The sequence below is a fragment of the Pseudomonas sp. BE134 genome (assembly GCF_031456105.1).
In the GTDB taxonomy this organism is placed as follows: domain Bacteria; phylum Pseudomonadota; class Gammaproteobacteria; order Pseudomonadales; family Pseudomonadaceae; genus Aquipseudomonas.
Window position 1 is genome coordinate 57,604 of the sequence record NZ_JAVDUA010000035.1, and the last position, 14,583, is coordinate 72,186.

Annotated in this window: 2 protein-coding genes; both read right to left on the reverse strand. The window is 55.7% G+C overall.

What is annotated here, in order from left to right:
- Positions 1-27 precede the first annotated feature (27 nt).
- The gene (locus J2Y56_RS24705; RefSeq protein ID WP_310353264.1) at positions 28-7,005 is read right to left on the reverse strand and encodes a TcdA/TcdB pore-forming domain-containing protein; all 6,978 of its coding nucleotides are present in this window, start codon (positions 7,003-7,005) and stop codon (positions 28-30) included.
- A gap of 222 nt (positions 7,006-7,227) precedes the next feature.
- A complete protein-coding gene (locus J2Y56_RS24710) occupies positions 7,228-14,319 on the reverse strand; it encodes a TcdA/TcdB pore-forming domain-containing protein (protein WP_310353267.1) in 7,092 nt (2,363 codons plus the stop codon).
- Between the last annotated feature and the right edge of the window lie 264 nt (positions 14,320-14,583).

The following is a 14,583-nucleotide window of genomic DNA, read 5'->3' on the forward strand; positions in this document are numbered from 1 at the left end:
ACGCAGGGATCAGTTCATTGCGCTGGCTTACACGTCGTTCAACCTCTTGACGAGCGACATCAGCGCGAGCCCCTCCGCATCGACGCCATCCATGGCTTGTACCAACTCATCGAGGGGCACCTCGATCGTGCCATCCAGGACTTGAAGACTCAGAGCAAGCGAACTGTGCATGGCTTGAGCGTCACGAAAGACCAGGCTGCGTCCGCTGTCGGGATCGGTAAACAGCAAATGCCCTCCGATCAGGTTTACCTGCCACATATCCTGGGTCCCAGTCTCCAACGTCAATAGGCCGGTCATCCACTCGCCCGCCTCTTTCAAGCGCGCGCACTCGACAATGATGCAGTCGAGTCGTCCCCAGACCTGCGCCGACACTCGACATGCCAATACGCCCCGATCTCTCGCCAGAATCAGCGTGGTGATTTCATCGGGAATCAGCGGCAACAAGTCGTCGATTCGATGGTCGGTTTCAAGGGTCAGCACTGCTGCATTGCGTTGTACAGCGCATGGCATCAACCAAACGTCACGTTTGTTACTGAGTAGCACGCGGTCGATCGGGTCGTAGAGCAGAAAGGTCTGCCGGTCCCGAGTCCCGATGTATGAAGACCACCGCCCGTCGAACCGCCCATCGGTGGTAAAGAGTCGGCCAGCCGAGGTGTCATACCAGGTGAATCTTTCACCTTCATTGGCAACCCTCAAGACGAGCGCAAACCGCTGATTGTCGATCAAGCGTCGCAACTTCGACTCCTGCTGCTGCCGGGTAAGCTGCTGCGGGAGAAACCGCTTGTCCACGCCAGTGATCATGGCCGGCTCGCCGTCGAGCAGCTCAAGGCAGACGCCGTCATGGGTCCAACCTTGCAAACCGGCGCCACTCACCACGACATCAGCAAGGGACCACTGTGGCCATACTGCCTGCATCGCGGGAATCACGTTGTTGTGCCGCAATCGCTTGCCATCACCGAATGCTGTCTTCAACTGTTCCATTTGAAGGCAGGCCTGACGATAAAGCCGTCCTGTCTCTCGGACAAAAAACCACGCAGCGCGTTTGTCAGGCGTCGAACCCAGCCGTTGCAAATCCTTGCCGTGAGCGGGATCAACAAGCAGCAATTGCTTGTCTTGATACCCGGCGGACATTGGAAAGCCTTCAGCGTTGGAAAGGCCGACAATCGACAAATAATCGACCGAGTACTGCCCGGCGATGTCCGGCAACTCCGTCAGCCATGATGGGTGAGCGCCGAGCCACTGCTCGTTCAGACCTTGCAGCCGGATGACACCATCGTTGCCGACATCAAACAGCAAGCCTTCCCGGGTGAGGGCCAGGTAGCCTCCCGCGACGGCGACCATGCTTTTCAGCTCACTCAGCGCCGCGACCAACATCGGCTTGTCACCAGTACTGCGCGTCCAGCGCCACAGGGTGTGCCGGGCATCATCGTAGAACAGCACGCTGTCGCCATCGGTACATGAAGGCATCAATAACACCCAACCATTCGTTTGGACTTCATGGTTCCAGAGAAGCCAGTTATCGCTGATGCGCACCCAGGCGGTATGCAGCTGATGTTTGAAGCGAACCTGCATCGAGACAAACGTCGCCGGAGCCCAGTGCTCAATAGAGTCGGCCATACCAACAGTGGAATCCTCAAACGAATCGTGTACGTCGAATCCCGCGAGGAACTGCGTCCAGCCGCCCCAGACAAAGTCCTCACCGGTAAACCCATGTACATCGTCCACAGTCGTTTCGATGGAACAGAGATGTAAACCTTCGGCGGACAGCAGATAGTCCATGCGATAAAGAGTGCCGTCCCGATCCGCGACCTGCTGGACGACACGAATTGCCGCACCTGCATCCTGACAGGCGATGATGGTTGAACCCTGGACAGGGTTCAGCAACCGATACCGTTGGGTCACCTGCCCGGTAATGGCGTCAACGCGCCAGATAGTCGGCTGTTCGCGATGGTAGAAGTACAGATCATCTCCCAACACAACGCCCAACTGAATGTCGGCACAGACAGCAGCCGGCAGATTGCGGGCATACAAGACACGGTCCTTGGCAACTTCGTAGAAACCATTGGTGCGAATCGGAGCCGTCGGATCAGCGAAAGGCACACTGAAGTTGTGCAGCGGCACATAAGGGCTGGCCAGGCGATGTTCGTGAGCGAGTTTTGCCAGATGCTCCTGCAACAGTCGCGAATCGCAAGCGTCTTCGATTTCCTGCTCCTCAAGCACAAGTCGTTTGTGCGTCCAGTCGACGGCGAACATCTGCCCGCCCTCAAGCTGAATATGCAATTGGGTCCCTGATGCAACCTGTACATCGATACCATCAACCCGCAGGCCCGTAGGGTCGATATTTACAGCCTCCTCGCCCACCCACGGTGCACGTAGCACCCAGTGCATCGGCGAATCGGCGGATGTGGTCACCAACCGGACAGCGGCGACACCGGGGTTCAGCGACAATGAGCACTGCCCTCCGACACCTTCAATGTCATAGGTAATCAGTCCTCTCCACTCCAGCGGCATTTGCGGAACGTAAAGGGACTGAATGTCTTTATCGAGCAAGCCCCTGACAGTGGTGGGTTTGTAGACTGGTCTGAGGGTGTAGACGATGTACTCAAAAGGGGTCCAGGGTGTGAAGTAGAACTGTCGGTTGCCCTGGGCATCAAACTCCAGCTCACGGACGACATCGAACCCCTTGTCGTGACGATTAACCGCACCTGGCATGAGCTGGTATTCATAGCCGAAGTAGCACAGGGGCGTACAAGGTAAAATCGCTCCGCTGACCGTACGATTTCCTGAGTAGTCATCAGCGGGCTCATCGCCCGGGCCTCCGGCGATCAAGGCCTGCCCCGGCAAACCCCAGCCTTCGCGAATGTTGATCACCTTTGAGATATCGCCATAGTAATCGGGCAATCCCGGCCCGCTACGATGCTCCGCAAACAAGGCCTGACTGCCGAATTCGATCATGCGGTTGCGCAAATCCAGGGTCGTTATCACCACTTCCGACGTCGGATGAACAATTCCATCGATCAAGGAATGACCACCGAGGCCATAACTCTTTTTCAGCCAATCAAAATACAGCCCCACTTGCTGGGCTTTCTCCAGGATCGCGCTGTAGTTGTTTACGAGCGCACTCACGCCATAACCAACACCGGCCAACACAATGGCAAGTGGCCCAGCGAACGCACCGACGGTGCCGCCCACGGCTAATGCCACGCCACTTAACAACAGGCCGGCCAGGTCAAAGGTCAACTGAGTCGCAGCGCGAGCCTTTTGCGCGGAGTTGTCTGCATTGGCCAGCTCATAGATGTCAAATCCGACGTTGACCAAAGCAAGCACATTGCCCACGCCCTCACCTGCTACACGTCCGAACGTGCGGCCCACCACACTGGAAGTGGTTGCAGCGATTACCCGTTCATTCATCAAAGCCTGTCTGACCAACTGAACTACACCAGCAATATCAGCCAGGTTGCCATGAATAAGTTGGGCATAAATCACGTAGCCATGCAGACGCACCGCCGTTGCCAAAGGCGCTACGCTGGTGCGCTGAGCATTGTCTTCATGGTTGTGCAGCTCATTGAACAGAGCCTGGATCGCAAACCCGGCATTCAGCGTATTGACTGCCGACGGCTCGCCCGGAGCATGCTCAGTGTCGCTGCCTGCCAACGTAATAAATCGCTCCTGCAACCACGTCTTGATCTTGAACAGGCGCGAGTCTTCAACGGTGACGCGAACGACTTTTTGCGGATCCTTGATATCGATCAGGGACACGCTCCACTCTCTGGAGGAATCAGCCCGAACGGTTTCCAGCAGCGGCACATAGTCCTGTCCCAACGAATGACTGTCGCGCAGTCGGGTCATCACTTGCTCGAACTGCCGCGCCCAGCCTCTGCCATCCAGCTCCGCCAGACTGCGCCCCAATCGGGCATTCTCGGACAACGCCCGGGCACGCAACGTAGCGTGATGCTGCCAGGTTGCGATCTCTTTTCCACCGATTACCGGGGCACTGGACAACAAATCGGCAACGCGCAAGTTCGAGAGCAACGCCTTCTGGGCAATGCGCGCCCCCTCCAGCGCGATGAGATCGAAACGTGCATTCGCCGAGCCTTCCACACCATAAAGCGCTGCCAGCCCAGGCAGATCGAAGAAACGCTCGAGCCCCTGTCGAAGGGACTGCACCGTATCGAATCCAAACACACCAAAGTTTGGATCATAAAAACGGTAGACACTTTCCCCGGCCACCCCGCCCTTCACCAGCAACACGGAGTGGCTATCGGTATTGAGCATCAGCGCACCGGTCGAGTCTTTCGCGTCCAGCCGTTGAACAGCTTGCTCCAGGCTGGCGTTCCCCGCCTTATGACCAAAATCGGCCATCGGAAACGCGCGCAGCTCATCCAGTATCTGCAACAGAGCATGAGTATCGCGCTCTTCGGGCGCCAGGCTGGCGTTAGCCACTTTGCCGATCAGCGTCCGCTCTGCCGCTTCGCCCTTGCTCAACGCCGCCGCCATCACCAACGCCAACGGATAACAACGCCGGCCAGGATCACCTTCGCCCCGGATCAACAACTCTTGGGGCAACTGCTTGGCAGACGTGGCACCCGAGTTGAACAACAGCGTCCGAACGGCGACACCTCGCTGGAGAATTTGAGAGCGGTACTCGTCATGGGCAACCTTTTGGATACGCGCAACCTGCTCCCCCCACTGCCGGGTACTCAGCGGTTCAGCGAGAGCACGGACCTTTAGTTCCTGAGCACTGTGCACGAAGTTTTCAGCAGCCGGTTGGAGGTTAAAACCGGATTCAAATGCCCCCGTGCGTTGCGAGAGAAGTGCGCGTTCAATGGCTTCATAACGCGCCGAAAGACCTCGATCAGCCGTGTTGGCAGCAAGGGCGCGAGCGTCTTGCCATGTCTTGGCAAAACCCGCCTCGTCCAGCGATTGCGCGCCGAACACTCCACCGAGCAATACACGCTGCAACGGGCTTGTTTGCTCCAGAGGCAACGAGCCATGATCGATGCGTGTGAACATCTCATTCAGATTGCCGATGGGTTGAGCGCCGATCGAGACCGGGAGCTCGTAGGTGGGTTGCGCGAGGATTTGCCGGCGCTTGTCGAAGCTGATCAACAACGGTTTGTCGAAGGTCACATCGCCACTCAACTTGTCATTCATTGCCTGGATGAATGGATCACCCAAATCATTGAGTAGCTGCTGAAGAATGGAGGTCTGTAACACCGGCTTGCCTTCAATGATCGGCCAGCCTTGTTTGAAGGTCAGGGTTTGTTCCCTTAGAAGTTCTACGATGTTCCCGGTGTAACGAGACTGGAGTTTGCCGCTTTTCCATTTTTCCTGTTCTTTTGCAAGCCATTCAAGAGGCTCGGCATTAACGGTCCAGCCGGATATTTTTTCTTCTTCAGTGGCGACGTTATAGCCCTCGGTCAACTTCAACTGATCGCGGACATTAGCGATTTCTTCAACTGCCAGATGCGTTTCGGTGTACTCACCCAGTCCGATGACAGCAGCTCCTGGCCCGGTCAGGGTGATCGTGCCGCGTGCACCGATGCGAATTCCGTCCTGGTAATACTCGAAAATGGATTGGCCCAAATTGAATAGAATTTGTTTGCGTGAGAATGTGAGTGCCGTTCCTGTACCTTCTTTTTCAATTAAAACGTTTTGAATGGTATCTAGCAATTCAGCGGTATCGCCCCACTGCTTTCCCCTCTGGAATAATCGGCGCTCAACCTCAAAAAGACAGTCATAGTTGAACCGAATTATCTGCATGATCGATTCGGTCATACCACCCGCTGGGTGGGCGATAAAATGAGAGTTCATTTCCCTATCGAATTGAATAGCCATGCGCAAACCCTCTTTGGGGGCCTGCCTCTCCTGGGGCGGAACAAAAACTTCAAGTAAAGCGGGTTTACTGCGGGCGAACTTGAGCAGTGCCTCTTTATCCCCAGCGGGAATTTTGTCGGTCCTGTCGGGATAATGCTGTGCGTCTCGACCGGGCATCAATGCATCGTTATGGTTGAGCAACAGCTGCAATATGCCGAGCCGGGCAATCTCGTCATACCCTTTGATATCAACTCCACCCAACTTATCGGCCAAAGGTGGCAAGTAATCCATATCACTGTAACGACCACCCTCCAGATACTCGGCCTGCAAACGCACGACATCACTGGCCGCGGCAAAGTTACCGCGCATGGCGACTTCACGCTGATAAACATCCTTCAAGTAATGGTCGGCGAACTCATGACGAACGTCCCGCAGCAGCAAATCCTGCCCCGCCATCTTCAAATGAGTGTCCAGGCACTTGCGGCGAAATGCTTCCAGCACTGCGCGATCCTTGCCATAAGCCCGAACCATCAGGTCGATCCGGGCCTCGTCTGCCCTGTCGGCCCATTGGGGCTGATTGAGATAATCCGCCATTTGCCGTTTCAATACACGAGCGCGGTCCTCGATCATCCTTGAGAGTTTCACCGGGTCAGTCACCTGGTCGCCCCCGGACTCCATCGCATGCACTCTGGCGCTGTCGAGAATCACCCGGTTCATCTCGAAGGCCAACAAGGCATCGCTGTCGTACCAAAGATTGAAGGTATACCCCTCTGAAGCGAGGACCTTACGCCAGATGTTCATGTAATCACGCTGAATCGCGCCTACTTCACTGCCCCCGACCCAAACGAAGTGCATGATCCTGGGCACGGGTGCAGCTGCCTTGGAGAACATGGCGACCGTATTGGACAGCCTGGCAGCATATTGCTTTAGGCCGACATGGGCCTGACGAAGGGTGGGTGACGACGTGTTTTTTTGACGAAGCAGCGACTCGAATGCTCCCTGAAAGAGTTTTACAGGTGCCAGTTTTTCAGACGGCTTGGAACGTTCATTCGCAAGATGATAGTACCGTTCAAGGGCTAAATATTCGATCTTTCCGGAAAACTCGTAAAAAGAAGCTTTAACGGCTGAAAACTCTTCTGCGGAGAAAAAAACACTCTGTTGTTCCGACACTTTTTCAGTATGACTCATTACACTTTCGTCCTTGAAACAAAGTAAAAAATTAATAAACAGGTACGTTAAAACATCCGCGCAACAATGCGGACACTGCCGCCCCCAGCAAACCAACATAAAAAACCTGTCAGTTAGCCGAGAGTCAATATTCAATAATGTTTGCCGAACCCGGCCACCTCACATAACGCAGGCAATGTCGTCAGACATTGAACAGGCGAATTAGGTGATGGGGCATCAAACTCAAGCTTCTACTGCTTCAACTTTGCTGATTGGTAAAAGTTCAGAAAGCGACACACTATTCAATGTGTCATTTCTCGCAATCAGGACACTCACCAGACTCGACATCGCAAACGACGGATAGCCGCTTATTGCCAGAAACACTTCGCCGCGCAAGGCCGGATCCGTAGCGAATACATGACGAAATATAAGGCTGTGCCCACTGTCCGAATCAATCATCACCAAATGCTCGCCAACCTTGCTCAGCAACAGCTTTGCGGGTCTGTCCAGTTCCCAGATCAATTTGCCGGGAATCAAGGCTGAACGACCCAAAGAATGTCGGCAGTCGACAATGACCGACTCCAACCTGAACCAGGCAGCCTTCGACAGGCGGTAAGTGACTGCGCCCTGCCCCAGCCCGAGGACCAACGTATTCACGTCGTCGGGAATCAACGGCAAGAGGTCACTTACCGTCATCTGTCCTTCAATCGCCAGCACTTCGGCATTGCGCTGAACATAACGGACGGGACCGGCCTGCTCCATGCTCGGGTAGGTGTGCAGCAGCCCGTCTTTACGCTCATGCAGCAACACATTGGTCTGCTGCTGAGTGCCCAGGAGTTCGAAGTCGTCGGTTATCGAAGCTTTCGAAACCCGAATCAATCGTCCTGTTTGGGACACATACCATTGCAGATTGTCGGGTTTCTCAATCGACAGGAAGGCCGCGTGCCGGTGGTTCTCCACCAATTGCTTGAGTCCATCCTGCAACGGGCCGGTCTGAACAGTCACCCATTGGCTATCGACCCCAGTGATCAACACCGATTCCTGATAACGCAACTCCACGTTGATGCCCTCAAGCGTTGTGGCGCGAAGTCCTGCGCCTTCTGCTATTACATCGGCAAACCGCCAGGGCGCCCACTCACGCACAGGTGGCGGTATCGCATCGGCCTGCAACAAGCTCGAGCCCTGGCCAAACGCACTGTCCAGTTGCGCAGGATCGATGAAGCTCTGCCGGTAGATTTCACCGGTTGAAAGTTCCAGCAACCAGGCCCCGATGTTGTCCGGTGTAACGCTCAGCAAGCGCACTTCCCCGCCACGCCCCAGGTCGGATAACAGCAACCGATTGTTCACGTACCAGGCACTTAACCGCAGATGACCGTGCAAGTGGGTCAACCCCACAATGGCAAAACTCGCGACCGGGTATTGGCTAACTACTGTGTCGAGCGCCAACCACCATCGTGCCCTATCCTTGAGCCAGTCATCTGTCAGGCCACCCAATTGCAGGCGACCTTCGGCGGTCACATTGAAGAACAGGCCTTTATCGGTCAGTGCCAGATATTCCTCTTCAATGGCAACCACATTCACCAGCCCTGCGGGTTCAATCCGCTCAACGGACCAAGTCCCATTCATTCGTTGTTGCCGAGACAGTCGCTTGGCGGCCTTGTCGTAGACGACAAACGCATCACCCTCATTGTTTGCCGGTGGGACAAGTATGAGTTCTTGCAGATACTTGATGGAATCTGGCCAGCCTCGTTCCCGGTGTCGCGACGCGGTTGGGCAAATAATCAGGCGATCACTGCTGCGAATCCAGGCCAGGTCGCGCAGCGTCGCATCCACCTTCCAGCAAATCGAGACGTACACCGCAGGCTGCCAGTCGACTGAGGTCACCACACCATTGGCCGGCGCAGGCGAAAACAAAACATGCTCACCCAACACCTGCGCCCAGTCGCTGAGTGTCTCGCTTTTGCTCACGACCGCGTCCAACACCGGGTCCAGGTCCCGGGTCATCGAACTCAAGAACAGTCCGTCTTGATGCAGCTGGTAGACAAACTCATCCACCGTCTGATCTTTACGAGTGACCTTCTGCACGAGGGTGATCACCCCATGCGCCGTCTCTTTGCAGTAGGTAATGAGACTGTCGGCGGCTTCAGCGAGCAACAGTCGATAACGCCGATGAAGCAGGCCCGTCACTGCATCAACTTGCCAGACAAAGTAGTTTCGCGGGTCATAGAAGTACGCATAACCGTCTACCACTGCGCCCAATAACGCGTCATCGGCTTCCCCCAGCTCATCGTCGCGAAAGTACAGAAAGCGATCGACAGCCGAGTCGTACCAAGCGCTCGTAAACCTGGGTTCATCCGGTTTTTCGAACGGGACCGGAAACTGATGAACCGGCGTGTAAGGCATGCCCAGGCGATGCGCTCGGGCCAACATTTTGAAGTGATCATGCAACACCTCGGCATCCATGCCTGGAGTCGCGTCTTGCTCTATAAGCATCAATGCCATCTTGGCAAAATCAACTTTGAAGACTTGATTCTTGCCGATCTTTATCAGGACCTCATGGTGCCCCTTGCCGCTCATCTCCACGTTGATGGCACCGATAAAGAGCCCGCCAAAAGACTCAACGCGAATATCGCTTTGTTTAGCCCATGAGGCTTGCAGCAACCAACGCGAGGTTTCCTGACTTGGCGACTCCAGTTCGATCCTCACCCCGGGACTGAGCACGATCGAGCAATTGGCACCTGCACCCTCGATTTTATAAGTGATCTTGTCGTGCCACGACTTCGGCAGGGCGGGCACCACCAGCGTGCGCGCGATCGCATCGAGCTGAACATTGATCACCGTCGGCTGATAGACCGGGTTCAGGCGATAAACAATGTAGTCACCGGGAAACGAATAGAACGAAAACAGAAACTGACGTTGGCCATCCGCTTTCCTCTTCTCCAGGCGGCGCGCCGTATCAAACCCGACATCGTGGCGCAGCGTCGAAAAAGGCAGCCATTTGTATTCATAGCCGTAAACCGTTTTAGGTGTGCAAGGCAGCACGATGGTCTGACCCGCAACAGGTGCAAACGCGGCACGTCCTGGCAAACCAAGCTCGCGGCGAATATCAATCGCTCGCTCGTAATCCGCGTCAAAGTCGGGGACACCGAAATGATCACGCAGGGGGAACAGTTCAGGGCTACCGAATGCCAGGGTTCGCGCCTTCAGGTCCAGCGTCTGGAAAACCACTGCCGAATGAGGCAACCACGCGCTGGCCGCCTCATCAAACCTATAACCGCTTTCGCGATACGCTCGTTCCAGCCCGTCAAAAAACAGCCCGACCTGTTTGACCTCCTCGGCAATGACCGCAAAACCCTGGGCGAGTGCTGCCGCACCGATTGCCAGGCCGCCCAGAATCACACCGGCACCACCGAGTACTGCGGCCGCTGTACTCGCCCCTACCACGCCAGCACCAATCCCGGCTCCCGCCAGTAACACGCTGGCAGCATCGAATGCCAGCTGAGTACCGTACTGCGCGCGCTCAACGTCGTTTTCAGCCGTGGACAACTGGTAGATATCAAAACCTGTGTTAGCTAAACCTAAAACAGTACCCACACCTTCATTAGCGACATGCCCCAATGCTTCGGTCACCACCGGAGCACAGGTTTGCGCGATCACCTTCTCTTCAGCCAGCGCTTGTCGCACCAGTTTGACCAGCCCTACTACATCGACCACATTGCCATGTACCAACTGTGCGTAGTTGACGTAAGCGTGCAACCGAACGGCCATCGTCAATGGTTTTCCAGCACCTTCTTGATTTCGCAACGCGTTCATCAACGCCTGGATGGTGAAACCCGCGTTCAAGGTATGAACGCTGCCGGCACCTGTCGGATCCAACTCATTGAGCGGTGCCCGGGGTTTTGTGGCCAGCGCAGAGAATTGCTCTGACAGATAGGTTTTGATGCGCAGGAAGCGCTGATCGTTGGTGATGACTTGCACCAGATGCTCAGGCTTCTGGGGATCGATCAGGCTCAAGCGATACTCGCCAACCGGGGTAACCTCCAGTGTCTCGAACAACGGGACAAGACCATGTGCCAGCTGATTTTTTTCCAGTAGTTCAGTGGTTGCCTCGCGTATCTGCTGGCTCCATCCATAGCTGTCGAGCCCCAGCAGACTGCTGCCCAGCCGCGGATTATTCATCAGCGACTCGCCGTGAGCACTCGCCAGGCGCTGCCGAACCACAGGCAATGACAGTTCCTTCAAGGGGCCGGGTTGCAGCAGCTCGGAGACACGAATCCCCGATGGCAACAACGTAGCGGACAGACGCGCACCGTCCAGTTCGATCAGGTCAAACGTTGGCCGGATTGCCTCGCCATAAGCGGCGTACTGCCTGGCCATTTCATGTTGCAGGAAGAACTGCTCCAACGCCTCGCGAAAAAGCAGCGGTTGCTCAAACTCGAACACACCGAAGTTCGGATCGTAGAAGTGATAGAGGCCGCGCTCGCCGACAAAGGTTTTCGCCACCAGCATCGAGTGATTGTCGGAGTTGAGCATCAAGGTACTGGTGGCTGTCCTGGCTTCCAGTACCGCCACCACCTGCGCCACATCAGAGCGCGCAAGGGCGGTGCCCATTTCGTTAAGCTGCACGCCGCGCATTTCCTCCACGGCGTGCAGAAAGACCGCGGAGTCTTTTTCCTCGGGGTCAATAACCCCGAGGTAGAAGCGCTCCCGCAAGGTATTGGCGGCGGCAGGGCCGTGTACCAGCGCCGCGGCCATTGCCAGCGCCAGCGGATAACAGCGGCCACCCACCCGCTCGCCAGCCCCCTGCAGAAGCAGATCCTGCGGTACCAGTTTTGTCGTACCCGCATGGAAGCTGTCCAGAACAATGCTCACTCGCTCGACAATCCGGTCACGGAATTCAAGCTTGGCGACCTGTTGGATGCGGGCGACGTGTTGCCCCCATTGACGCAACGTCAACGGCTGCGCGAGCGCATTGGCCTTGAGTTCCAGTGCATGCTCGGAGAATGCTGGCGGTTCGTCGGGCGCGCTGTTCATTCCTGCCACGAAGGCCGGCGCATTGTGTTTGAAGAGCTGACGTTCAATGACCGCGTAACGCCCCGAAACACCCAGATCGCGAAGGGTGTTGGCCAGGTTATCCAAATTGCTACTCACCGCCTCGAAGCTACGGTTATCCAGTGCTTTGGCCCCCAACAAAGCACCGAGCAACAGGCGCTGAGCGGGGCTCAATTGCGTCGTCAGGAACGAGCCGCTGGCGAATCCGGTCAAGATTTCATCGACCGATAAAAGCCGCGTCCTCGTATCGCTCAGCGAAGCAGGAGGCAGCGTTTTTGCGTCTTGGGCGAGGATCGATTGCCGGTCATCAAAGCTCAACGGCACGGCCTTTTCAAACGTCACCGTATCGCTGCGCTGTTCATTCATCGCTCGCAGAAACGGCTCACCGAGTTCATCGGCCAAGTGCTGCAACAGACCGGTCGACAACACATGGCGACCTTCGATGACCGGCCAGCCTTCCTCGAAATCAATGCTCTGGTACTTCAGCAGTTGCGTCATGTCACCCATGAAACGGTTTTTGAATGTCCCTTCTAGCCAGCGCTTTTGCTCACTGGCCAGCCATTGGGAGGTGTCACTCGTGTTTTCCTTCCAGGAGTGATCAAGTTCCTCCTCGGTCGCTCGGTTGACGGTCGCAATGGGGGCAATAGTGACGTCCTCTCGCCAGGCGTCAGCTGCCTGAGGGGTGAAGTGAATTCTGACGTAGGCTGCGATCGCATCACGCATCGCCGCAGGTCCGGTCAGGTAGATCGTCACTTCGCTCTGGGGGCGAATTCCATCGCTGTAATAGGTGGCTGCCGCTTCAATCAGAAAACCGAGCGACAGGTCTTCTTCCTCAGGCAGGTCGCGCAAGGGACCGAATTTTTCCTCGACGACCTCCCGCGCAAGATCGATCATGGCCTCAACGTCGATCAAGGCAACCTTTCTCTGCATGGCCAACCGTGCCGTGGCATCGACAATTTCATAGTTGAGCCTGAAACGTTCAATGACTGCGCTCAGCATTGCCGAGTCGGGATGCGCCATCAGGAAGGCATTACTCAAACTGCTTTGCTCGGCGACAGCTCGCAGTCCGGCCGGACGAACGAGGCGCTCGACGGGCGGGCGGAAAACGCTTTTCAACGCTGGACGACTTTTGGCAAAACGTTCCAGGGCCGGACGATGCTCTTGGGGGATGACCTCAAAATAGTCGGTGTACTTGCTGCGAAGCGCCTGACGGCCCGGCATCCATTCGGGATTGTGATCAAGCAACAATTGCAGCACGCCCAGGCGTGCATCAACGCCAAACTGGCTGATGTCCACCTCCCCCAGCACTTCCAGAAGTGGCGGCAGGTTATCGACATCCGCGTAACTTCCTCCTTCAGCCATCAAGGCCTCGACGCGTACAACATCGGAGGCGGCGGCAAAGTTGCCGCGCAGCCTGACTTCTCGGTCGTATATAGTCTGCAAGCGTAGCGGCGTACCATTGCTCGCCAGATCACAAAGTTCCAGACTGCCCTCGGCCAGCACCGAAAGGCTCTCGCTGTTTTTTACCTTCAAGGCTTTCAAGTGCGCTTCGTTCTGCCCATAAGCGCGGACCAGAAGATCAATTCGCGCATCGTCGGCTTTTTCGCCGCGTTTTACCGCGTTGGTGATATGCGCGCTCATCTGCTGCTTGAGGACAATGGCTCGCTCTTCGTACTTGTCACCCAGCTCAAACGCTGTTTTGCTAATCGCCCCACCGTTGATCATCGCATCAGCCTTCGCCGCCTCAACAATGATCCGGTTGGTTTCGTAGGCCAGCAACGCGTCGCTGTCGTACCAGAGTTTGAGGTTATAGCTTTCCCCCGCGAGGGCCTGTTTCCAGACATTGATGTAATCGCGCTGGATGTCCCCGACGCCACCGCCAAGCCATACAAAGTGCAGGTTTTTCGGCACTTCGGTGGCGGCGACCGTTAACTGTTCAACACTGCTGGACAAGCGCGTCTGAAAATCTTCAACGCGGTTGAGAATGTCCGTCAGGGTTGGAGGCTGACCTTCACCCGGTTCCGCCTGCACCGTCACTTCCGCGGAACGCCGGCGTCGCTTTGTGGGCTCTATAAAAGATCCAAGTGCCTGAAGCAGCAATCCAAGCGGCACCCGCATCCGTGGAAAATCGAGTTGGCCAATGCAACCGAAGTAATACCGAAATACCGCGTCATATTCATCGGTCCCTTTATGTTCGTGCAGCGCCTGTTCAAGATCAGACAACTTGAACAAATCGATAAAACTTACATAACCGCCCGCACGACTTTTATCTCGCTCTTGCATAAACACACTTCCTTGTAGAGTAACAATTGACGAATTGATCAACGCATTAAACCAACACTAACCGAATTGATTTTCAGCCTCAAAAAATAAAACAGACAATTAATTACCAACTAAACATTCAGAAATGCAAGAGCACCAGAAACAACCAGGCAAGCATCACCCGTTAAAAGTAAGGGATCCATGAACCCCACATTCAAAGCCGCCTATTAAAGTCTGATGCTGTGCTCTCGATTTCTTTCCGGAGCCAGCCCGTCATGATGCGAC